This window comes from Winogradskya humida (genome assembly GCF_016862215.1).
Classification (GTDB): domain Bacteria; phylum Actinomycetota; class Actinomycetes; order Mycobacteriales; family Micromonosporaceae; genus Actinoplanes; species Actinoplanes humidus.
The window spans coordinates 12,089-36,759 of record NZ_BOMN01000013.1 but is presented as its reverse complement, the minus strand read 5'-3'; the positions used below and the strand labels follow the sequence as shown (position 1 = coordinate 36,759).

Sequence of the window (24,671 nt, the reverse complement as noted above, 5' to 3'; positions counted from 1 at the left end):
GGGGCATCACCTTCTCCCAGGGGTCCCCGCAACGCTCCGGCGGCCAGCTGGCCGCCGTGGCCCAGGACGAACCCCGCATCCCCACGACGGCCGGCGCAGGACCGATGAGCTACGCAATCTTCCAACTCGCCCGCGCCCACCGCTCCTACGCCGCCACCCTGCTGCGCGCGATGGACCTGCATCCCGGGCAGGAGCTGCTACTGATGCACCTTTTTGACAGGGACGGCCAGTCCCAGTCCGAACTGCTCGAAGGCCTCGGCGTGGACCACTCCACCATCTCCAAGGCGCTGCGCCGCATGCAGGACGCCGGCCTGGTCATCCGCGAGCCGGCCGCCCATGACCGGCGCGTCATGGTGGTCCACCTGACCGACAAGGGCCGGGCGATGCGCGAGCCCATCACGGCCCTGTGGCAGTCCCTGGAACAGACCTCCGTCCGGGACCTGTCGCAGCAGCAGGCAGAGTCCTTCGTCGAGACGGCCTACGCCATCACCGAGGCGATCGGCGGCCGCGCACTTCCCGGCGACCATGGCAAGCGGTTGCCAGGAAAAGCGGGGCTTTGACCGGAGAAAAGCGGTCTCGACCGGTTTCCGAAAAACGAAGACTGCTCGTATAAGTCCGTCTTAGGGTTCGCTCGTGGCGACACCCGTACTCACCATGATGAAAAAGATGGCCCTGGCGGCCGTCGTGCTGCTGCTTGTCGCCCTGGCCGGGCCCCCTATCGCCGCATACGCGGCCGTGGGCCCGATCAACACGACCGCGCAGGCCGCGAACATCACCGTGAAGGTGCTGGGCGGGCTGATCCCGGTGACCATCGCGCTGCCCGACCCGGCGAAGACCTGGACGACCGGCGGCGCGGCGAGCACCAGCAGCACCGTCGGCGCGAACGTCCCCGGGGTGCTGAACCTCGGGGCCGTCAACTCCTCGGTGGGCCCGGTGACCGGGGGCGGCACGGCGTCCGCGGGCACGGCCGGGCTCGGCGCGTTGGGCGCCCTGTCGGTCGGTGCGGTCCAGACGAGCTGCACGATGAGTGCGTCCACCATCGCCACGACCACGGACGTCGCGAACCTCAACGTCGGCGGCCAGGTGATCAACCCCTCGGTCAACCTGCCCCTCGAGGTGGCCGGCGTGCTGAGCCTCATCGTCGACCACCGGGTCGCCACCTACAACACGAGCACCGGGCGGCTGAACTACTCGGTCCGCGCGCTGGACGTCGCGCTGATCCCGGGCGGCGCGGTGGTGGACGGATCGATCATCGTCGGCCAGTCCACCTGCTCGGGCATCGTCAAGCTCGGCGCGGTGAACCTCGCCCCCGCCACCCTGGCACCCGGCGAGAACGGCACCCCGAAGGTCACGGTCACCAACACCGGTGACGTGGCAGCGCCGAGCACCACGATCCGGATCCCGATGCCGCCGACCGGCTACACCCTGGGCACGCCGACGGTGACCGGTGGCGGCACGTGCACGACCAGCGCCACGTTCATCACGTGCACGGGTGTGACCGTGCCCGGCTCCGGCAACGCCGTGGTGTCGCTGCCTGTGTCGCTCGCCGCGTCGGCGACCTCCGCCGCGGACTGGGCGCCCGCCGCGAGCACGATCACCGCGGTCAGCACCCCGATCCCCGGGGTCACCGACACCACGATCAGCGTGAACGGCGGTGGCACCCTGGTGAACCGGGCCGCCCCGAAGAGCACCGGCGGCTCGATCACCGTGACGCCGATGAGCCTCGCAGCCGGCAAGGCGGCCACCACCCCGGTGACGGTCGCCAACGACGGCCCCTCGGACGCGACCACGACGGTGACCATCCCGCTCGCCGACAAGCCCGCCGGTGTCTCGATCGTCTCCGCGACCGTCGCCGGCAACCCCTGCTCGGTCAACGCCACCGCGATCACCTGCACCGGTGTCGTCGTCCCGGGTGGTGGCACGTCGACGATCAGCCTGCGCGCCGCGGCCACGACCACCACCGCGCCCGGAACCGTCTGGAACGTCACCGGCATGGCGGCCACTCTCAACGGAACCGCGATCAGCGGCGCCGGGCGGGTCCTCACGGTCAGCGATCCCGACGTCAACCTCGACACCGGCGTCACCATCACCCCGGCCACCGCGGTGCCGGGTGACGGCGTGGCGACGCCGACCGTCCGGGTCCGGAACCTCGGTATCATCCCCGCGACCGGCACCACCATCACGCTGCCCGCTCCCCCGGCCGGTTACACCGCCGGCACCGTCACCACGACCGGCGGCGGCACCTGCACCACGACGAACGGCATCCGCTGCACCGGCGTCACCGTGCCCGCCACCGGGACCGTCACCGTCTCCGTTCCGGTCACGCTCGGCGCGGGGGTCACGGCCGGCTGGTCGGCTGCGGCGGGTGAGCCGGTGACGGCCACGAGCGGAGATTCCACGGGTACGGCGACGGGTACGATCGTCGCCGCCGATCCCCAGTGGACACTCGGAGTGACGGCGACGGGACCTGCGGCGCGCACCGTGCGCCCCGGGCAGACCGCGACGATGTCGGTGACGGTGTCCGACAACGGCCCGTCCGACGCCCGCGCCGCGAGCTATGTGGTGGTGGCGCCGCAGGGCACGACGTTCGGGACGCTGACCGGGACCGCGGCCGCCTGCACCCAGCTCTCCCCCACCACGCTGCGCTGCACGAACGACATCCCGGCTGCCGGGCCCGCGGTGACGCTGACCCTGCCGCTGGTCGTCTCCGCGCAGGCCGATCCGGCGACGCCGCTGACCGGTGGCTGTGTGAGTCTCAACAACGACACGAGTTGCGGTGACCCGGGGGACAAGCCACTGCCGGCGATCGAATTGCGTACGCCCATCGCGAACCGCCTCACCGTCACCACCACCCCCGCGACGATCGTTCCCGGCGAGAACGGCACCGGCCGGGTGGGCCTGACCTCCACGCAGTCCGAGGATGACCTGTCCGTCACGATCCCGGTCACCGGGCTGCCGGCTGGCTTCACGGCCACCGGCGCCACCGGCCCGGCCGGGTCCACGTGCACCGTGGGCGCCGCCGTCATCACGTGCGAGGGCGTCGACCTGAGCGCGGGCCAGGCGGACAGCATCGCGGTGGCGGTCGCGGTCGCCTCCTCGGTGACGCCGCCGGCCACCTGGAACGTCAGCCCGATCACCGTCTCGGACGGCGGCGAGCAGATGACCTCCAGCGGTCCCCTCGCGAATGCGGGCACTCCCGCGTACCAGCTGACGGCCACGGTCACCGGCCCGCCCGACAACACCGTCGAGCCGGGTCAGACCACCGATCTTTCCTTGACCGTACGCAACTCGGGCCCCTCCGACGCCCCGGCGACCCCGTTCGGCGTGATCCCGCCGACCGGCACCACGTTCGGCGCCCCCACCGGCCCGGCGGCCACCGCCTGTACGGTCGCCCCGGATGGCACCAGCGCGTCCTGCACCGTCGCGCTCGCCGCCGGGGTGAGCAGCCCGCAGCTGACCCTGCCGGTGAGCATCCCGGCCGGCGCGGACGTGAACACCCCGCTCGGCGGCGCCTGCGTGGACCTGAACAACAACGGAAGCTGCGGCGGCGCCCCGGACAAGGCGTTCGACCCGATCATCCTGAAGGTGCCGTTCGCGCAGCGGGTCACGATCACGGCGACCCCGGTGACGGTCACGCCCGGCTCGTCGGGCAGTGCGACGGTCGCCGTCAACGCCGTGCACGGCGCGGTGAGCGGGCTGACGGTGACCGTACCGCTGGTGCTGCCCACCGGTCTGTCGGTGACCAGCGCCAGCCTGACCGGGGCGACGTGCACGATCGGCGGCGGGAACGTCACCTGCCCGAACGTCACCATCAGCAACGGCGGCACCGCCGCGATCAGCGTCGTCGTCGCCGCGACCGCCGGCACCGCGCAGGGCACGGACTGGACCGCGACCGGCATCACCGTCTCGGACGGCGCCGACCAGATCACCGCGGACAAGCAGCTCGCGACCGTGGGCGCTCCCAGCTACCGGCTCGCGACCACGGTGACCGTGCCGGACGAGGGTGAGCTCGAGCCCGGTGACACCGGCGACCTGAGCGTCGAGGTCGACAACCTGGGCCCGTCCGACGCCACGGGTGCCCGCATCGGGGTCCTCGCACCGGCCGGGGTGACCTTCGAGCCTCTGGCCGACCCCGGCACCATGGCCGCCTGCACACTGACCGACACCACCCACGCGACCTGCCTGTTCGACCTGGCCGAGGCCGCCACGCCGCTGACCTTCCTCTTCCCGATCAAGATCGACGGCGGCGCCGACCCCGGCCAGCCCGTCGACGGCGGCTGCATCGACCTGGACAACAACGGCGTCTGCGGTCCGGGCGATCCCGGGATCCCCGACATCTATCTGGCGACCCCGCTGGCCCAGGTAGTCACCGTGGGCACCGGCCCCGGCACGATCGTGCCCGGCCGCGCCGGCACCGGCCAGGTCACCCTGCGCTCCACCCGGCCCGAGACCGGGCTGACCGTCAGCATCCCGCTCGCCGACCTGCCCGCCGGGTTCACCGCGAGCGCCGCCGCCGTCGACGGCGGCACCTGCACCGTGAACGGGACGACGGCGATCACCTGCACCGGCGTCGCGCTCACCGCCGGGGTCACCAAGACCGTGGACGTCCAGGTCGCCGTCGCCTCGTCGGTCGTGCCGCCGCAGACATGGAGCACCACCGTCACGGTCACCGACGGCACGGACAGCGTCGACGGCACCGGCCCGATCGCCACCGCCGGTACGCCCGCCGACGCGGTCACCGTCACCGTCACCGGCCCCGCCGACGGCACGGTCACGGCGGGCAGCACCACGAACCTCACCGTCGTCGCCACCAACGCGGGGCCGTCCGACGCGACCGGCCGTACGTTTGTCGTCACCGCCCCCACGAGCACGACCTTCGGCACCCTGACCGATGCCGCCGCCGTGGCCCGCTGCACCCGCGCCGGTGACGGGCTGTCGGTCTCCTGCACGGTCACCCTGCCCGCCGGGACCAGCACCCCGGACCTGCTGCTGCCGCTGGTCGTCGACGCGAACGCCGACCCGTTCACACCGGTCACCGGGGGCTGCGTCAACCTGTCCGGCACCGCGGGCTGCTCCGGCCCCGGCGACCGGCCGGTGCCGACCATCATGCTCAAGGTGCCGTTCGACCGGCGCGCGCAGCTCGTCACCGCCGCCGCGACCGTCACGCCCGGCACCCAGGAGACCGCGACCGTGGGCGTCAAGGCGCTGCACGGCGCACTCAGCAACCTGACGCTGACCGTGCCGCTGGGCGCTGTGCCGGCGTCGCTGACCGTCACGCCCGCCGACGCGGGTTGCACGGCGACGGCGGGGCAGATCCGGTGCACCGGGATCAATGTCGCCGACCAGCAGACGACGAGTGTGACTCTGCGCGTACGGGCGGATGCCGGAGCTGCTGAGGGCACCACCTGGACCGCCACCGGGGTCACCGTCGACGCGGGCGGTGGCAACCAGATCACCGGCGACCCGCAACTCGCCGTCGTCGGGCCGCCGCGGGCCACGCTCGACGCCGTCGTCACGCTGCCACAGCCGGCGATCCTGCCCGGCGGCTCGGGCACGCTCACCGTCGACGTCGACAACCTCGGCCCGTCCGACCTGGCGACCGCCACGATCGGCATCGCCGTCCCGACCGGCGCCACCCTGGGTACGCTCACCGCCCCCACCTCGACCCTGTGCACCGCGAACGCCGCCCGCACCCGGCTGACCTGCACGTTCCCGCTGACCGCCGCCGCGGCCCCGCTACGGTTCCCGGTGCCGCTGGACGTGCCGGCCGGCGCGAATCCGCGTACCCCTCTGCCCGGTGGTTGTATCGACCTGAACAACGACGGCACCTGTGCCGACCCGCCCGACCGGCCGATCCCGCCGATGCCGCTGTCGACGCCGTTCAACCAGCAGGTCACCATCAGCACCACCCCGGCCACCGTGACGCCCGGCCGGAACGGTGTCGCCCGCGTGACCGTCGGGACCGATCCCGCGCAGAGCAACCTGACGGTCAGGGTTCCGCTGAACGACAAGCCCGGCGATGTGTTCGCCGGCGCGCCCAGCGTGGCCCCGAGCGGTACGTGCACGCTGCAGACCGGCTTCGTAGAGTGCACCGGCGTCGACATCGCCGCGGGTACGGCGGCCACCGTCACCATCCCGCTGTCGGTCACCGCCGCCGCGGCGAACGGGACCTGGACCGCGACCGGCATCACCGTCACGAACCCGGGCGGCGACACCGCGACCGCCAACGGTGTCCTGCTGAACACCGGCACCGCGAGCTACACGCTCACGGCCACGACCAGCGGCCCGGCCCCCGGGACCGTGCTGCCGGGCGAGACCACGTCCGTGACGATGACCCTCGACAACACCGGGCCGTCCGACGCCGTCAACGCGCCGGTCACGCTCAACGCCCCGGCCGGAACGTCCTTCGGCACGCTCGACGGCGCGATCGCCCAGTCCTGCACCGTCGCGTCGGCGAGCACGCTGACCTGCCGGGTCACCCTCGCCGCTGACGACCAGCCCCTGGTCTGGACGCTGCCGATCGTCATCCCCGCGAACGCCGACCCCGCCGTGGCGATCACCGGTGGCTGCGCCGACCTCGGCGGCGACGGGGCCTGCGGCGGCACCGGCGACGTGGTCCTGCCCGACATCACCCTGCGCGCGCCGCTCGGCACCGTACTCACCGTGAGCGCCGACAACCCGTCCCTCACTCCTGGTACCAGCGGAACGGCCACGGTGAGTGTCGCCGCCTCAGCCGCCCGGCAGGGCCTCACCGTCCGTGTCGACACGGGTTCGCTGCCGTCCGGGCTGACCCTCACCGGGGCCACGACCTGCGCTGTGCAGACCGGCTTCGTCGAGTGCACCGGCGTCGACATCGCCGCGGGCGGGACCTACGGGATTCCGCTCTCGCTCAGTGCCGACGCGGGTGCGGCCGAGGCCGTCTGGACACCCGCCGTCACCATCACACAGGGCTCGGAGACCGTTACGCGTACGCCGGGAGCCGCGACGATCGGCGCCCCCGTCCACCCGCTCAGCGTCGCCGTGACCGTCCCCGCCCCCGGCACCCTGCTGCCCGGCGCGACCGGCGACCTCGGCGTTACGGTCACCAACGCCGGCCCGTCGCTCTACCGGCAGGCCCGCGTGCAGTTCAAGGCCCCGACCGGCACCACGTTCGCCGCGCTGACCACACCCGCCGACGGCTTCTGCACCGCGACCGCCACCGTGGTCACCTGCGTACGCGACCTGCCCGAGGGCGACCTCGCGTTCCCGCTGCGGATCGTCGTCCCGGGCACCGCCGACCCGGACGACGTGCTCGACGACGGCTGCTACGACGCCAACCTCGACGGCGACTGCACGAACCCGCCCGACGGCTACTTCCCGCCGATCACCCTGGACTCGCCGCTGAGCGCCGACGCCCGGATCAGCACCGAACCCGGCACGGCCGTCCCGGGTGGCCCGGCCAGCCCCGGATACGTCGTCGTCGACGCCGACCGTGCGATCTCCGGCCTCACCGCCACCGTGCCCACGAACACGCTGCCCGCCGGCTTCACCATCACCGGTGCCACCGGCCCCAGCGGCTCGGCGTGCACGTTCACGACCGATGTCGTCTGCACCGGCGTCAGCCTCACCACCGGCAGCCACCGGGTCATCACCGTCACCGTCACGGCGGCGTCCAGCCTCGGCACCGCGATCAGCTGGACACCCGGCCCGATCACGATGACCGACGGTTCCGGGCAGAGCACCCAGGCCCCCTCCGGCACGCTGATCACCACCGGCGACCCGATCGCGGCGGTGACCTACGAGACCTCGCTCCCGCCCGGTCCCGTCGAGGTCGGCGGCACCACCACCCTGACGGTCACCGCGACCAACGCCGGTCCGTCCGACGCCATGCACGTCGTGACCAGCATCCTGGCGCCGCCGTACACGACGTTCGGCCCGCTCACCGGCCGGGCCGACGACGACTGCATCCTCGCCGACGGCAACGTCCGGATCGACTGCGACTTCTCCGTGCCGATGACGGCGCCGCAGGTCGTCTGGTCGGTGCCGGTGCAGGTCGCCCCCGACGCCCCGCCGGCGATCGTCCTCACCGGCGGCTGCCTCGACAAGGGCTCCGACGGCGCCTGCACCAGTGGCGACCCGTCGCTGCCCGGGATCCCGACGACCCGCACCCTGGACCAGGCCATCACCGTCAGCGCCGACAACAAGACCATCACCGCGGGGAGTACGGGCACCGCGACCGTCACGGTCGCATCCGCCGACGCGCGTACCGGCCTGACCGTCACTGTCCCCCGCGCCGGGCTGCCCGCCGGGACCGCCGTGGTCTCGGCCCGTCAGGGTGGCACCACCGACTGCGTCATCAGCACCGACGCCGTCACGTGCTCCGGGGTGGACCTCACCGCCGGCGGCAGCACCGGCATCGCGCTGGCCCTGACCCCCGTCTCGTCCGCGACCCCGGGTCAATGGACGCCGGCGATCGTGGTCGCCCAGGCGGCCAGGACCATCACCCGCAACGTCCCCACCGCGACGATCGTGACCGCCGCCAACGCGTTCACCGTCACGGTCGTCGCGCCCGCCGCCGGCACTGTCCTGCCCGGCAGCACCGCCGACCTGGCGGTCACCGTCACCAACACCGGACCGGCCACCACCAGGAGCCTGGCCTTCACGGCCCCGAGTGGCACGACCTTCGGCACGCCTTCGCTCGCCGGCTGCACCGTCGACACCCCGGCCGCTGTGACCTGCCCGGTCGCCGTGGCCGCCGACGGAACCCTGCAGTTCACCCTCCCGGTCGCCGTCCCGCTCGGTGCGACGTCCCCGGTCGGCGGTGGCTGTGTCACCGTTTCCACGACCTGCGAGCCGCTCCCCGCCATCGAGCTGGCCACCCCGCTGGGCGGCCGGGTCACCCTCGCGACGGTGCCGGTCACGATCACACCCGGCCAGACCGGTACGGCCGTCGTCCGGGCAACCGCCACCGGCGCGATCCCCGGCACCACCGTGACCGTCCCGCTCACCCTGCCGGCCGGCCTCCTCGTCACCGGCGCCTCCGGCCCGGCGGGCTCGACCTGCACCCTGGCCTCCACCCAGGTCACCTGCACCGGCGTGAACCTCGTCCAGGGGCAGACCAACGCGGTCTCGCTGGTCGTGCGTGCCGCCTCCGCCCTGCGCAACGGCGTCACCTGGACCGCGAGCGGCATCACCCTCACGGTCAACGGCGAGTCGGTCCCCGGCGGCGGTCAGCTCGCCACCACGGGTACGCCGTCGAGCCCGCTCGCCGTGGCCGTCAGCGGCCCGTCCGGCAACGTCGAGGTGGCCGGCACCACCACGATGTCCGTGACGGTCACCAACCCGGGCCCGTCGGACGCGATCGGCGTCACCGCGACGGTCTCGGCCCCGACCAACAGCACGTTCGGCGCACTGTCCGGCCAGGCCGCCCTCGACTGCAACCCGTCCAGCACCGTCGTGCTGAGCTGCACGATCACCCAGGCCGTCGGTACCGCCGCGAAGATCTGGAACCTGCCGGTGGTCGTCTCCAGCACCGCCCTGGACGGCGACATCGTCGGCAACGGCTGCTTCACCCGCGACGGCGTCAGCACCTGCGGCGGCTCGGCAACGGTCGTCGCGTTCGCCTCGGACCGCCCGCTCAAGGACACCGCCACCGTCACGATCACCCCGAAGACGATCCCGGCGGGCACCACCGGCAACGCCACGATCAGCGTGGTCTCGACCGCCGACAAGACCGGGGTGACGCTGACGGTGCCGCTCACCGGCCTGCCCGCGGGCATGACCGTCACCAGCGCCACGGTCGGCGACGCGGACTGCACGGTCACCGCGGGAACCGCTGTCGCCTGCCGCGCCTTCAACCTCATCGCCAACCAGGCGGTGACCGTGACCCTCGCGGTGACGGTGGACGGCTCGGTCACCACCGGCACCCTGTGGAGCGTCACGGGCGTCACGCTCAGCAACGACGCCAACAACACCGACGTCCTGACCGCCCAGGGCACCCTGGTCACGACCACGACGGCCGACTACACGGTCACCGTGAACGTCGGAACGCCGTCGGTGCCGCGCCCCGCGCCGGGTCAGACCACGATCCTGCCGATCACGCTGACCAACAGCGGGCCGCAGGACGCGGACCCGTACACGGCGACGTTCGTCCTGCCCACCGGCACCACCCACGGCACCCTGCCCACGGGCTGCTCCGAGGGGTCCACCGCCCGCATCGTGACCTGCACCCTGGCGATCGCCGACGGGGAGACCACCGAACTGGACCTCCCGCTGATCATCGACGCTTCGGCCACGGTCGGCTCGAAGCTCACCGGCGGCTGCGTCGACGGCGGCAACACCGGCACCTGCGGCGCCACGGACGACCTCGCCCTGCCCGATCTGACGGTGTCGGCCCCCACGGTCGACCTGGACATCGACTACAGCAACCCGGCCCCGACGGCCACCCAGGGCAAGGCGATCCTGCTGAAGCTCCCCTACAGCAACAACGGCTCGCAGAGCGCCTCGGACGTCACCTTCCTGATCAACCCGCCGACCGGCACCACCCTGACAAAGGCCGTCGTCCTGCTCGACGCCTCCGCCACCGACTTCACCGCCGCCGCCACCGAGGCCGACACCGTCGAACTCACCTGCGACCCGGCCCCCGACGTCGACAGCAACGCCGTCACCTGCACCGGCCCGGAAGCCCCGGTCGGCTCCAGCAGCGAACTCTGGCTCTACCTCGCGGTAGCCAAAACCGCCAAGGCCGGCACCTTCCCGGTCACCGTCACCATCAGCACCACCAGCACAGAAGGCAACACGGTCAACAACACCGCCACCGCCAACCTCACCATCGCCTCAACCCCCACCGACACCGACGATGACCCGACCGACCCCACCACCACCCCGCCGACGGACAACTCCGACACCACCACCGGCTCCGGCAACCTCCCCAAGACCGGCCAGGACCTGACCGGCCTCCTCCTCCTCGCCATCCTCATGATCATCGGCGGCGGCGCCGCCCGCCTCGCCGCCCGCAAGGGCCGCACCCGCTGACCCCCGGCCTCCGCCGCTGCCCGGCCCGGCCTCTGCCGTTACCCGCCGCTGACCGGCCCGACATCCGGGCCGGTCACGAGCCAGGAGCCGGACGCCGCAGCGACCTGGAGTCCTGCAGCGACCGGCAGGAAGACGGGCTCGGAATGGCCACCCTCGAATGACACTCGGCAGCTTCCGCCGTCGTCGTCACGATCCGTCACCTCCGCCAGACCTATATGCCATGTGCCGAGACGTGATTGCCACGCGCTTGACGACCTCTACGACCAAAGATTGTGACTTCCGGTGCTTCAGCGCAATGTCCGGCGAATTTTCCGTCCTCCCAAATAGGCGACTATCGAATCAACGAAGGAACAGCGCGAAGTGTCACCATTCGATGGCGCGTCTATGAAGTTTGGGGAGCGGCGTCGCACGACGCATTCCCGTCGGCGACGAGCGACGTGACGGCGTCGAAGTTGGTGAGAAGGTCCTTTCGAGTAGCGCGGCTCCGCTGCGCCCGGTGACACCCCGTGTTGCATTCTTGGGAACCGGACGGAGGCTCTCCACCACGGGGTCAAACGTCCACCATAATTGTGCTGAAACCCTGAATGCCGCAACTTTTTGGACCGCTGACTGTCAAACACGCGGCAATCATGCCTCAGCGCATAACATATACGTTCCGGCCGAGGTGACTGGCTGTGATAATTGTGGCCACCAAGGTCCAGACCGATCACCGGCATAGGCTTCGGCGTCAGGGTGGCTGCACCGTGATCGGCACCCGCTGACCATCCCGGCCGGCGCCCGCGAGAGCGTGTGACCGGGCCGGTCACTCTGACGAGATCTGGAGCCCGTCGTGACGATCAAGAAGAGCCGCGGGGTCTGGCGCGGCGACAGCTTCGCCGATCTCGAGACCTATGTGCGCGAGTTCCGGGCCGGCGGCTACCCGGTCGGACAGGTCAAGGAAGTCGTCTGCCGGCAATGCGGCGGGACCTCCTTCGCCGTCAGCGTCGACGACGAGGACGGCTGCGCCGTGACCGCCTGCCTTGCCTGCCGCGTCGAGGCACCCGTGGCTGACAGCGCCGATCACCTCGACGATGCCGACATCGGCGAGTGCGCCTGCCCGTGCGGCGGCGAGACGTTCGCCGTAGCCGTCGGTTTCGCCATGACGGACGACGAGGAGGTGCGCTGGATCAGTGTCGGCCTGCGCTGCCTGACCGACGGCACGCTCGGTGTCTACGCCGATTGGAAGATCGACTACGAACCCAGCGCCCACCTGCTCGCGGGCGTCTGATCCGCCGGGGTCAGCGGACCTTGATGACGGTGAAGCCGGCCGGGGCGGGGCCGTCCATGGCGGCGAGCGCCGCAGGGGCGTCGGGCAGCGCGATCTCGTGGGTGATCAGCTCAGCGGGGCGCAGGGCGCCGGTTTCGATCATGGCCATCATCTGCGGGTACGCGTGAGCTGCCATCCCGTGGCTCCCCACGATCTCCAGTTCGTGGGCGACGACGAGTTCCATCGGCACCGCGGGGCGCCCACCGGCAGCGGGCGGGAGGAGTCCCACCTGCACGTGCCGGCCCCGTCGCCGCAGTGATTCGATCGAGGCTGTCATCGTGACCGCGCTGCCCAGGGCGTCGAGGGAGACGTGTGCACCGCCGCCCGTCACGTCGCGGATAGCTGCGGGGACGTCGGGCGTCGTGCGAGCGTTGATGGTCACCGACGCGCCGAAGCGGGTGGCCAGGTCCAGGGCTGCGGGGTTCACGTCGACGGCGATGACGCGGGCGCCGGATGCGGCGGCGATCATCACGGCGGAGAGGCCTACGCCGCCGCAGCCGTGGACGGCGAGCCAGGTGCCGGGGCGGGTGCGGCCCTGGGTGACGACGGCGCGGAACGAGGTGGCGAAGCGGCAGCCGAGGGTGGCTGCTTCGGCGAAGGCTACGGCGGGTGGGAGGCGTACGAGATTGATGTCGGCCTGGTGGACCACGACCTGGTCGGCGAACGAGCCCCAGTGGGTGAATCCTGGCTGGTGCTGGCGGTAACAGACCTGCTGGTCGCCGGCGAGGCAGGCCGGGCAGGTGCCGCAGGCGCAGATGAACGGGGTGGTGACGCGGTCGCCGGGGTGCCAGTCGCGGACCCCGGCGCCGACGGCCGCGACGACCCCGGCGAACTCGTGGCCGGGGACGTGCGGCAGGCGGATGTCGGGGTCGTGGCCGCGCCAGCCGTGCCAGTCGCTGCGGCAGACGCCGGTCGCCTCGACGGTGACCACCACGCCTCCGGGCGGCGGGGCCGGGTCGGCGACCTCCGCGAGAGTGGGAAGTTCACCGAACGCCTCATACAGGACCGCACGCATGCACCGATTGTGCCCTCAGAGGCCCAGGCCGCGCCGGCCGGTCTCGTTGAGCTGGGCGGGCTGGAAACGGTTCGGCCAGGTGCGCTCGTAGTGCTCCTCGGGGAAGTCGCTCGGGCTCGAGCCGGTCTCGAAGGCGGCGCGTACGTCGGCGGCGTACCGCTCGTTGCGCGGGCACCACGGGGCCGCCGGGATGTACATGACGTTGCCCCAGCCCTGCTGGTCCCGCACCGGGGCGACGCTGTGGATCATGTCAGCGTGCCACCAGACCGAGTCGCCGGCGCGGACGTCCGGGATGGCGGTGAGGGCCTCCAGCAGCAGCGGGTGCCATTTCTCGCTCGCGGGGAAGACCTGGTTGACCGTGACGCCGCACATGTCGTCGTCGGGGACGTCCGGGAGCAGCGGGCGCAGCATGAGGTACGCCATCGCCTCGGGGATCGGGACGGTGTGCAGGACGCCCTGGTCGTGGGCCATGTCGGACAGCGCCGTCCAGCCCTGGAACGTGCGGAACGCCGAGCACATGGTGCTGCCCGGGTACTGCGGGCCCGCCGTGCGGTGGGCGGCGTCCCAGGGGTCGTACTGTTCGATCGTGCCGTCGAAGAGGTGCCGGAAGGCCCGCTGGTACGACTCGGTCATCCAGAGGTCGAGGGTCCCCGGGTCGAGGTGGGTGCCGAGCCCGCCCGAGTCGGCGCCCTCGGGACGGCGCCGGATCCGGTCGGGGTAGAGCGAGTCACGCGACGGGTCGAACCACTGGACGCCGCCGGACTCGTGCTTCCACTGCCCGTTGAGGAACGCCTGGACGTTCGCCATGCGGTCGCTCTGCCGGGCCTGCATCTGCGCCGGTGACCAGTAGACAGGGTAGATCTCCGGCTTCGAGCCGACGCTGCCGAAGAAGTCGTCACCGGGGCCGCGATAGTTGTCGAAGAACGCGTTGCCCTCGACGTAGCCGACGATGTCGCGGTCCCAGCCGAGCGCCTGCTCCCGCTCGAAATGCCCGCGGACGACGAGGCAGCCGCGACGGCGTACCAGTGCGATCTGCTCGTCGGAAACCGTGCCTGCCGCGATGTCCGCGTACGAAATGGTCGGCCAGACGGCCTCGCCCCGCCGCTTCGCGGCCACGATCTCACTCACAGCGACCCGCACACGCTCTTCAGCAACGGCAAAAACCTCTTCGACGGTACGCCCGGAGTGCGCGATCCTTGCCCGCAAAGCCGCCTTCACCTCGCGGATCGCGCCCTTGAGATCGCTCGGAGTCTGCTCCCAGTGCGGCAGCGGGGGCAACATTTCGCTCGCGTGCGGGGCGGGGACGACGGGTGCTGACATGGCGGCGACTCCTTCTAGTGAGGTCTCCTTATTTAGAGCACGGTACGGGTCGGCCACGTTCAAGGCAAGAGTCCTGCCTAGAATCGTCGGGTGGATCCCGCCAAGCCGTCCCTCGACCTGCTGCGCACCCTCACCGATGAGCACGTCCTGCGCGGCCTGATGCGTCACCGCCGCCTGACCAGGGCGGAGCTGTCCACCGAAACCGGCATCTCGAAACCGACGATCGGCGAGAGCGTGCGCCGCCTCACCGGGCTCGGCCTGCTCGCCGACACCGGCGAACGCACCCCCGGCGGACGCGGCCGAGGCCGGGTGGGCTCCTACTACGCGCTGACAGCTTCGGCGGGGACAGCCCTCGCGGTGAGCATCGGCCCGGACGGCGTCATCGCCGAACGCATCGACGTCTACGGCGAGACCCTCGCCCGCGCCACCCACCCGCTCGACACCCCGGCCACCCCCGGCCAGATCGCCGCCGCCCTCGACACGGCCGTCACCGGTTGCAGCGGTGACCTCCCTTCCCGCCTGGCCGTCGTCAGCGCCGCCGACCCCGTCAACCGCCACACCGGCCGCATCATGCGCCTCCCCGACGCCCCGTTCCTCCTCGGCGACCTCAACCCGGTCGCCGTCCTCACCCCCCACGTCACCGGCCCGATCACCGTCGACAACGACGTCAACTGGGCAGCCCGCGCCGAACGCGACGCCGCCCTCAACGCCGGCCCCGACGCCGCCCTCAACGCGGAACTCAATGCCGGCCTCAACGCCGGGCCCGACGTCGCGCTCAATGCGGGACTCAACGCCAGGCGTGATCCCGGACTCAACACCGGGCCAAATGCCGCCCTCAACGCTGGGTTCGATGCCGGGCGCGATGCCGCCCGTGATCCCGGGCGCGAACCCGGGCTCGCGCAGCCGGCCGACTTCGCGTATCTCCATCTCGGCGAGGGTCTCGGCTGCGCGATCGTCAGCGACGGCGAGGTCCGCCGTGGCACGGACGGCCTCGCCGGCGAGATCTCCCACCTGGTCACCAACGGCCCGCACGGCAACGCCACCACGTTCATCCAGGTCTTCGGCGAACTGGGCCTGCGCATCGCCACCTCCACCGCGATCGACACCGCCCGCCTGATCGCCACCGCCACGGCCCCCGGCGCACAGGCCACCGCCGTCCGCTCGACCATCTCCCGCGCCGTCGGCGGCGTGACAGCCGCGATCGTCGCCCTCACCAACCCCGCAGCGATCGTGATCGGCGGCTCCTGGGGCACCCACCCGGCCCTGTTCTCGGCCATCACCGCCGTGGTCGCCCACCTCCCCCGCCCCGTCCCGGTCCACCCCGCCACCATCCCCACCGAACCCGCCCTGACCGGCGCCCGCACCGAAGCCGTAGCCCTCCTCCGCACCGCCGTGGTCGCCGCCGCCACCCACCAGCCCGGCCCGCAGCCGCCGTCCGCCGGAAGCTCCGTCGCTGGCTAGCCCAGCCCTGCAGCCGCCGCCGGAAGCTCCGTCGCCACCAGCCGGCCCGCAGCTTCCGCCCGCCGAAGCACTGTCCCCCGCTGGTCCAGCCCGCAGCTGCCACCCGCTGGAACCTCCGTCACCCGAGCGGGACATCGGGGAGCGGTGGCGGTGTCCTACCATCGGCCGCTATGAGTTCAGTGACCGGACAGGTTCGTGAGGCGGTGCGGCGTGGCGACCTCGTCTGGCTCTCCGCGCATCTCGGCGTGCAGGAGTGCACACCGGCCGTCCTGAAGCTGCTCGTCCGCCAGGACGACCCGCGACTGCGCCACTGGGGCCTGGAACGGCTCGCCGCGCGGATCGCCATGTCCCGGGACGACGAATCCGAGCGGGCCGAACTCGCCGGGCTCCTCCCGCAGACGCTGGACGGGCCGCCGGAGACAGCGCTCACCCTGGCCCGGATCCACCAGGTGCTCTGGCGGCACGTCCCGCGGCAGCGCCGCCCCCGGTGGCGCGGCGCCGGGCTCCCTGCCCGCGTGCAGATCGCCTGGCTACGGGCCGAGATCCTCAACCAGCCGGAGAGCGTACGCAACGAGCCCGTGGCGGAGCTGCTCTACCAGGCCGTCGAGGGACTCACCGCCGCCGACGCCCCTCACCCCGACGACCTGATCCGTGAGCTGGCGGCGAGCAGGGACCCGGTGCTAAGCGACGCCGCACTGCGACTGGCCCGCGAGGCGCTCCACGCCGCGCTGCTGGCACCCGACCGGGCTCGCGAGCACATCGGCCACCTGCTCGACACCCCGCACACCGGTGTGGCCGTCGCGGCGCTGCGGGAGCTCGCCGAGCCGTGGGCCGCGTTCGCTCCGTTCCCCCGGGAACGCCTGACGCCGTTCCTCCGCGCGACGGAGCTGGCAGCGGAACCCGCCGGGATCGATGCCGCGGTGACGGTCGCGGCCCGACACGGTCACGGCGATCTTCTGCGGGACATCGTCGTGGACGACGCCGTACCGCCGCGATCCCGGCAGAGAGCGTTGCAGGTGCTCGGGGAGACAGCCGCCCGCGACGACATTCCCGCCGTCATGGCCATCGCGGCCACGGACCCGCTGCTGTACGGGAAATCGGCGATCACGTGCCTGCGCTCGATGCACCGCCGGGGCCTGTTCCCGAGCGGCGACGACGCGGCATCGATCGTGGACCTGGCGCTCGCCGATCACAGCATCACCGCGAGCGACGCTGCCACGATCATGTTCACGTGCCGGCACGAGGCGTTCCGCGCGCTGGTGGCCGACGACGACGCGATGTGGCCGCGCCGCCTGGAGCTGCTGGTCGGCCTCGCCCGGCAGGGAAGCGACGACCTTCCGGCCGGCGAAACGGTCACCGGCCTGCTTCCTGCGGCGTCACGCCCGGAGCCCTTCCTGGCCGCGATCCGCGCGTTGCGTCACCTCCCGGCCGAAGCGGCGGTCATCGACGCGTTGCCACGGGCCCCCGCGGCGGCGCTGGACGCTCTCGAGGCCATCGGCGGCCGGCTCACCGTGGCGGCGCTGGAGGACGGGCTCGGCACGGTCATCGCGCCGCACCTGCGTACCGTACGCAACCAAGCCCTTGAACTGCTGTGGCATCTCACCGACGATCCTGACCGGCGGCGAACGATCCTCGCCCGCCTCAACCCCCGCGATCTTCCCCGGCGCATCGCGACGGACCTCGGCGCGGCCGACCGCGGGGAACTGGCCGTGCTGAGCGCCGGGTTCGAACCCGGCAGCCCCGTGGAGGCGCTGCTCGCGCTGGCCCGCAACGGCGACGCGGCCACCCTGGAAACCATCGCCGAGCTCCTGGTGCGCATCGTGGCGGACCTCGCGGCGTCCGACGAGCCCGGCGATCCCGATGACGTCGTGGCCGCCATCCGTGGGCTGGGCGCCCGTCTCCACAACCGCGGAAAGCTGCGGCCGTTCTGCCTGCGCGAGGCCGGCACCGCCGACGAAGCGGGCCACGCACTCGTCGCGACCATCGTGCTCGACCTGCTGGACCGCCCCGGGCTGGCCCCCGGCGAGCAGGCGGTCCTGCTCGCCATGCTGCAGCAGGCCCCGTACGCCGGGACCCGCGCCCGGGTCCACCGGCTGCTGCGGCACCGTGACCGCCACGTCCGCAAGCAGGTGATCGCCGTTCTGGCCGCCGACACCACCGGTGACGATGCCGAGGCGCTGTCGGCAAGCCTGATCGTGCTGACCGCCGCCCGCGACGCTCAGACGGTCCGGCAGGCACTGCTCGCGCTCGGTCACCTCCAGGCCCGCTGGGCAGCACCCGCGATCGCGAGGTGTCTCGGCCATCCCACCATGAACATCAAGAAGACCGCCGCCGCGGTCCTGGTCGACGCGGGTACGCCGGCCGTGGTGCCCGAGCTGCTGTTCTGGCTCGGCCACCACGACAACCCGGGCCTGCGCGCCACCCTCATCGAGGCACTCCGCGCGATCCTCGCCGACGCCTACCCCGCCACCGTCCTGGCCGCCGCCGAACAGGCCCCCGACGACCGCACCCGCGAGCTCCTGCTCGACGGGCTCGGCTGCGCGCTGTCGCCACGATCGGTCAACGCCCTCGCCCAGCAGGGTTCCCCGATCGCACCCGCCCTGCTCACGCTGGTCGCCGCGGGCCGGATCAGCCTCGCCTCCGGGACCGTCGAGGAGCTCTCAGCGCAACTGACGGCGTACGGCATCGCCGCACCGGCTGGACGGGACCCGGCTGCCGGCAACCGGAGCGACCACGACGTCGACGCCCTCGCCCTGGACGGCTGGGACACCGAGATCGCCCGGCGCGTCATGGACCATCCGCTGAGCGCCGGCCACCTCACCCGGCTCCGGCCGATGCTCGCCGACTGGCTGGACCTGGCCGAGGTCGTCCCGGCCGCCCTCCGGCTCGCTCTGCGGATCTGCCCCGCGCCGTGGTCTGCCCACGAGATCAGCGTCTTCACCCGGGCTGCCCGCACGCTTGTCGAAGGCCTCGCCGGCGCCACCGGTAATGATCGCGACGATCTCCTCGAGGCACTCGAAGCGGTCGCGCCGGGCCTCGACGCCCAGGCACTCGACATCGTCACCCGCCTCCGCGCCCTCCCGCCCACCGCAGCCGGACGCCGCTCGACGCTGCCTCTGCTCCGCCGGTGCGGCGCGGTCGTGACCCGCGCCGACCTCGAGCACGCCCTGGCCGCAGCCCGGTTCGGCCCCGACCCCTGGCTGGCCGAACCCGCCCTGCTCCGCGACGCCTTCGCCGTCACCACGACGACTTCCCGGGAGCACCTCAACGCGCTTATCGAAGCATTCCCGTCGACCAGCCAGGACGAACGGGCCGCGCTCCTCGACCGCATAGAGGCCCTGCAGCCCCTCGACGCACCGGCCTGGACGATCACCGAGAACACCCACCTGCCCACCGACGTCCCACGAACACCACAGGACAGCGACCTCGACCAGCCCCGATCAGCCGCGCAACGCGAGCGGCTCCTGACCGCCCTCGACGCACCCGACCCGGCCCGCCGCAGCGCCGCGGCCGCAGCGCTGCGGGACTGGCCCGAGCCGGAAACCACCCAGGCCGTGCTCCGCGCGTTCCTGCACGGACGCGCCGACGTGACGATCACCCCGAGCCTGGCCCAAGCCCTGACCACCATGGACGAAACCGAGCTACGAGCCGGCGACGCCGTCCAGGAACGAGTGGCCCGCGCCGCGTTCCACCTCGACCCCGCCGGCCTGCAGCGGCTGCTCCCGATGCTGCTGGAATGGTCGGAACACGGCGCCCCCGCAACCCGGGCATCAGCCGAACGTACGCTGCGCCAGTTCCCCGAACTCGCCGACACCATCGCCGAGAGCCTCCGCAGTCGCCTCGATGCCGGAGCGTGGGGGCTGCTCGACCTCATCATCGGCCGCAGCCTGCTCCGCACTCCCGCCCTGACCGAAACCTGCCGGCGCCTGCACGCCGAAGGACGCGACGACCTCGCCGAAAAAATCATCCTCGTGGACGGCCCCCTCGCGGGCAGCAAGGTCGCCGCATTCCAGGAGCGACCCCAGGCCGACGCGGTGAGCCGCGACCCGTCCCGGCCCGGGCTGATCACCCTGATCCGCACCGGTCACCCGGACCAGATCCGCCGCGCGCTCACCGCCCTCGCCGAAACCCTCGAGGACAGCAACGCGGCACTGGACCCCGAGCTGGAAGACCTGCTGGCCGAGCTCCTGCACCACCGCGAGTCCCGGATCCGCCTGCACGCCCACCGCGTCGGCCGCAAGCTCCTGGACCGCCCGACCTACCTACGGCACACCGCGGTCCTGCTCGACGACGCCGAACCCGATGTGGTCCGCTCAGCGATCAGCACCGTCGGCCACGCGGCCTACGAGCCCGCGATCCCCGCCGTCGTCGGCCTGCTCACCCATCCACACGCCACCGTCCGCCGGACCGCCGCCGACGCCCTCGTCCACATCGGACCGCCCGCGGCATCCGCCCTCACGTACGCGGCCCACCACGCACGGCCGGACAAACGGCACCACTACAGCGAGGTGCTCAACCGGATCACAGGGCCATGGGGTCCGGACCCAGAAGGTGCTCGAGCACCGTGACCACGCCGTGGTCGCGGTGCGAAGGCGCACGGTAGCGGGCGCGGCGCAGGACCTCCGGGTGGGCGTCGGCCATGGCGAACGACAGGTCCGCCGCGTCGAGCATCTCGAGGTCGTTGAGGTAGTCGCCGAACACCGCCGTCTGCGCCGCCGTGATGCCCAGCTCGGCCTGGAGCCGGCGGACCGCGGCACCCTTGTCGGCGGTCGCGCTCATCAGGTCGATCCAGTGCGGCCCGGACACCACGACGCGGTGCGTGCCGTCGTGGAACCGGGTGAGGTGCGGGGCGGTGTCCCGCTCGGCGTTCCCGAAGTCGTACACCGCGATTTTCAGCACGTCGTCCCCGATGGCGAGCAGATCGGCAACCGGTTGCAGCGCGGCGTAGTACCGTTCGGCCTCGTCCAGGAACGGCCGGTCGGTGCGCTCGATATAGGCGGACCGCTTCCCGCAGACCACAACACCGAGGTCAGCGCCGGCCTCTGCCAGGGCACGCAGGGCGAGGACCACTGACCGTACGAAGTCGGCGCCCAGCATGTCGGAACTCAGCTCGACCCCGTCGCGGACCACGTAGCTGCCGTTCTCCGCGATGATCGGCATCCCTTCCGCAGCATGCGCGACGTCCCGCAGCAGCGTCGCGTACTGCCTGCCGCTCGCCGGGACGAAGACCACACCACGCTCCCGCATCCGGTCGAGCAGCGGCCACAACCCGTCCGGCACCCGCCCGTGCTCGTCGAGCAGCGTCCCGTCCATGTCCGCGACCACCAGCCGCAGATCGGCCGGCCCGTCCGGCAGAGCGTCGGCCGTCGTCACCGCTGCGGTCATGAACTCCCCTTACCAAGGCCCGGCCACCAGAATCCCCGACGCTACTGACCGCCCGTCGAGGCCCCGGCGCCGCATTACCGCCGGGTGAGCCACGCCGCACCCGCTACAGCATCCTAGGTTGCTGGGATGAAACCCGTTCAGAGACAAGGAAGTCGGTCGGTCACAGGGTGGCGACCGGCAGGTACGACCCCGCGCCGGACACGATGAGCGATCCCCGCCCGGCCGACGCGGGATTGCGCCGCCGGTGCGCGGTCGACCCCCGGACCACCAGCCGCACCGGCAACGCCTCGGAGGCGGCAGACCCCGAGCCATCAAGCAGACCCAGCAGATTTCGTACGCCCAGAGCCCCCATCGCCCGCAACGGCGACGCCACCGTCGTGAGCCCGGGCGTGATCAGGGCGGACGCGGCGACGTTGCCGAACCCGACCACGCTCACCTCCTGCGGCACGAGGATCCCCCGCGCGCTCAGCGCCCGGATCAGTCCGATCGCGATCAGGTCGTCATAGGCGATGACCGCCGTCGTGGGCCGCCGCAGCAGCTCCCCCGCCGCGGTCATCCCCCCGGCGATCGTCGCGGGGAACGGCCCGATGCGCCGCGACTGCACGCCGTACTCGCAGCCGGCCTGGCGCAGGCCCCGCCGGCGCATCCCGTCCGCCCAGGCGTCGGCCGGCCCCGCGACATAGGTGACCATCTCGTGGCCGAGCTCGCCGAGGTGGGCCATCAACCGCCGCATCCCGTCCGCGATGTCCGGGACCACGCTCGGCAGCCCGTCCAGCATCCGGTCGAGCAGGACCGCCGGGCGCTGGGCGACCAGCGAGCGCAGCGCGGTGTCGGGTGCGTGCGGCGCGGCGACCACGGCGCCGTCGACCGTGGACAGTGCCCGTTCGAGGGCTTCGCGCTGCGGCACGCCGTCGTCCTGGGCGTCGGACACGACCGTCGTGAATCCCGCGGCGCCCGCGGCCTCCTGGGCACCGCGCAGCAGCTCGGCGGTGGCCGGGTCGGTCACGTCGGTGACGATCAGGGCGATCATCGAGGTACGCCCGGTGGCCGTCGCCCGCGCCACGGGGTTCGTCCGGTAGCCGAGCTCGGTGGCGGCGGCCCGGATCCGGTCGGCGGTGCCCGCGGCGACCCGTCCCGGGCGGGAGAACGCGCGCGACACAGTTGACGCCGCCACACCGGCCCGGCGGGCGACGTCGTAGATCGTGGGCGCCCGATTTCCGGCCATCGCGCTCAGGTTATCCCCCGAAAGCCGCTGCTCAGGGCACTTTTGGCGACAACGAGCTGCGGATCCGGGCGGCCTTCACGGCTTCCTTGAGGGTGGCGACGTCGTACGCCCCGTAGTGGCGCCGCCCGTTGATGAAGAACGTCGGGGTGCCCGAGACCCCGCTCAGGTCGGCGGAGTCGACGTCCTGGGCGACGCGCTCGGCGTACGTGTGGTCCATCAGCTCGTCGTGGAAGCGGTCGACGTCCAGGCCGAGCTGGTCGGCGTACCGGAGAATGTCCATGATCCGCAGGTGGTCCTGGTCGTCGAGCATCAGGTCGTGCATCTCCCAGAACTTGCCCTGCTCCGCGGCGGCCTCCGCGGCCTCGGCGGCGAGCTGGGCGAGGGGGTGAACGTCGGTCAGCGGCAGGTGCCGCCAGACGTAGCGCAGGTCGGCGTCGACGATCAGGGCGCGGGCGGCGGGTTCGGCCTGGCCGCAGTACGGGCACTGGAAGTCGCCGTACTCGACCACGGTGACGCTCGCGTCGAGCGGGCCCCGGCAGTGGTCGCGCTCCGGGTCGACCTCCGGGATGAGGTCGATGATGCCCTCGGTGTCACCGAGCAGCGCCCGCGCCCGCCGCTGCTTCGGCAGCAGCCGGGTGGCCCGGAAGACCGCCCAGGTCAGCACCGAGGCGCCGGCCGCCGCGGTCAGGACGCCGATCTTCGCCTCGGCGAGCTCGGGACCCTCGAAGGCGAGCGCCGCGATGAGCAGGGACACGGTGAACCCGATGCCGGCGATGGTGCCGCTGCCGAGCACGGAGGCCCAGCCGACCCCCGGCCGGATCCGGCCCCCGCTCATCCAGGTCAGCGCGGCGGAGACCCCGACGACCGCGATCGGTTTGCCGACGAGATAACCCAGGATCACCCCCCAGGTCACCGGCGAGGTGTACGCCCGGACGAGAAAACCGCCGTCAACGGTGATCCCCGCGTTGGCCAGCCCGAACAGCGGCACGATCACGTAGCTGGACCACGGGTGGAACCGTCGCTGCAGCCGGTCGTTCGGTGACAGGGTCTCGATGACCCCGATCGCGGCGGAACGGGCGATCTCCGGGGTCGGCTGCTCGCGGAACAGCTTGAACAGCCCGCTGGCCTCCTCGAGCCGTTCCCGGGCCGGGGTGTACGCGACCGCGGTGAGCCCCATCGCGAGCCCGGCCACCACGGGGTCGACGCCGCTGGCCAGCATCGCCGCCCACAGCACGATGCCGACGAGCGCGTACACGGCGCTGCGCTTGACCCGGAACACCCGCAGCGAGATGAAGACGCCGAAGGTGACCACGGCGACGGCCAGCGGCATGAACTCGATGTCCTCGCTGTAGACCAGCGCGATGACCACGAGGGCCACCAGGTCGTCGACGACGAAGACGGTGAGCAGGAAGACGCGTACCTGGTCGGGCACGCCCCTGCCGAGCAGCGCGACCAGGCCGAGGGCCAGCGCGGTGTCGGTGGACATGGCCACACCCCAGCCGTGCGCGCCGGGCCCGCCCGCGGTGACCGCGAGGTAGATCAGCACCGGGATCAGCATGCCGACCAGCCCGGCCAGGGCGGGCAGGACAAAACGGCGCCGCTCGCGCAGATCGCCGAGGTCGAACTCGCGCCGCGCCTCCAGCCCCACGACCAGGAAGAACAGGGTCATCAGGCCGCTGTTGACCCAGGTACGCAGGTCCTCGGAGATGCCGTACGCGCCCAGGTTCACCGAGAACTCGGTGTGCCACAGCGCTTCGTACGACCCGGTCGCGACGTTCGCCCAGACGAGGGCGGCAGCGATAGCGGTGACGAGCACCCCGGCGCTGCCGGCCTCCGTCCGCAGGAACGCGCGCAACGGAGCGCCGAGCTGCCGCGCCCACGGGGTCCGGCCCTGCATCGCATTGCTCACGCGGTAAGCGTGCTGATCCACACCGCGCCGCGCAAGA

Annotated in this window: 10 protein-coding genes; 5 read left to right on the top strand and 5 right to left on the bottom strand. The window is 72.3% G+C overall.

The annotated features are described in order from the left end of the window. The first annotated feature begins 104 nt into the window (after positions 1-104). The 3 genes from Ahu01nite_RS04820 (at position 105) to Ahu01nite_RS04810 (ending at position 12,280) form a co-directional block, all read left to right on the top strand. Positions 105-560: a MarR family winged helix-turn-helix transcriptional regulator gene (locus Ahu01nite_RS04820; protein WP_203835160.1), complete on the top strand. Its 456-nt coding sequence runs from the start codon at positions 105-107 to the stop codon at positions 558-560. A gap of 73 nt (positions 561-633) precedes the next feature. Then, the gene (locus Ahu01nite_RS04815; RefSeq protein ID WP_203835159.1) at positions 634-11,013 is read left to right on the top strand and encodes a beta strand repeat-containing protein; all 10,380 of its coding nucleotides are present in this window, start codon (positions 634-636) and stop codon (positions 11,011-11,013) included. Positions 11,014-11,842: 829 nt separating this feature from the next. Then, a complete protein-coding gene (locus Ahu01nite_RS04810; RefSeq protein WP_203835158.1) occupies positions 11,843-12,280 on the top strand; it encodes a hypothetical protein in 438 nt (145 codons plus the stop codon). A 10-nt stretch (positions 12,281-12,290) separates the two neighbouring features. On the opposite strand, the gene Ahu01nite_RS04805 is transcribed toward Ahu01nite_RS04810, so the two are convergent. After that, positions 12,291-13,334 (bottom strand): zinc-dependent alcohol dehydrogenase family protein, encoded by a 1,044-nt coding sequence (locus tag Ahu01nite_RS04805; RefSeq protein ID WP_203835157.1) that lies wholly within the window; start codon positions 13,332-13,334, stop codon positions 12,291-12,293. A gap of 15 nt (positions 13,335-13,349) precedes the next feature. After that, positions 13,350-14,654, bottom strand: a complete 1,305-nt coding sequence (locus Ahu01nite_RS04800) for a DUF1479 domain-containing protein (protein WP_239158617.1) — start codon at positions 14,652-14,654, stop codon at positions 13,350-13,352. A gap of 90 nt (positions 14,655-14,744) precedes the next feature. Between Ahu01nite_RS04800 and Ahu01nite_RS50175 the strand changes: the two genes are divergently transcribed. Beyond that, a complete protein-coding gene (locus Ahu01nite_RS50175; protein ID WP_275411702.1) occupies positions 14,745-16,115 on the top strand; it encodes an ROK family transcriptional regulator in 1,371 nt (456 codons plus the stop codon). Between the two features lie 170 nt (positions 16,116-16,285). Continuing rightward, a complete protein-coding gene (locus Ahu01nite_RS04790) occupies positions 16,286-20,683 on the top strand; it encodes a HEAT repeat domain-containing protein (protein ID WP_203835156.1) in 4,398 nt (1,465 codons plus the stop codon). Here the strand turns inward: Ahu01nite_RS04790 and Ahu01nite_RS04785 are convergent. From Ahu01nite_RS04785 to nhaA, 3 genes are all read right to left on the bottom strand, one after another. Next, on the bottom strand, positions 20,637-21,500 hold the full coding sequence (locus Ahu01nite_RS04785) for a Cof-type HAD-IIB family hydrolase (RefSeq protein ID WP_203835155.1): 864 nt from the start codon (positions 21,498-21,500) through the stop codon (positions 20,637-20,639). The two genes, Ahu01nite_RS04790 and Ahu01nite_RS04785, sit on opposite strands and share 47 nt — an antisense overlap. Positions 21,501-21,660: 160 nt before the next feature. Further along, the gene (locus tag Ahu01nite_RS04780; protein ID WP_203835154.1) at positions 21,661-22,725 is read right to left on the bottom strand and encodes a LacI family DNA-binding transcriptional regulator; all 1,065 of its coding nucleotides are present in this window, start codon (positions 22,723-22,725) and stop codon (positions 21,661-21,663) included. Positions 22,726-22,756: 31 nt separating this feature from the next. Further along, the gene (gene nhaA, locus Ahu01nite_RS04775) at positions 22,757-24,634 is read right to left on the bottom strand and encodes a Na+/H+ antiporter NhaA (protein ID WP_239158616.1); all 1,878 of its coding nucleotides are present in this window, start codon (positions 24,632-24,634) and stop codon (positions 22,757-22,759) included. Between the last annotated feature and the right edge of the window lie 37 nt (positions 24,635-24,671).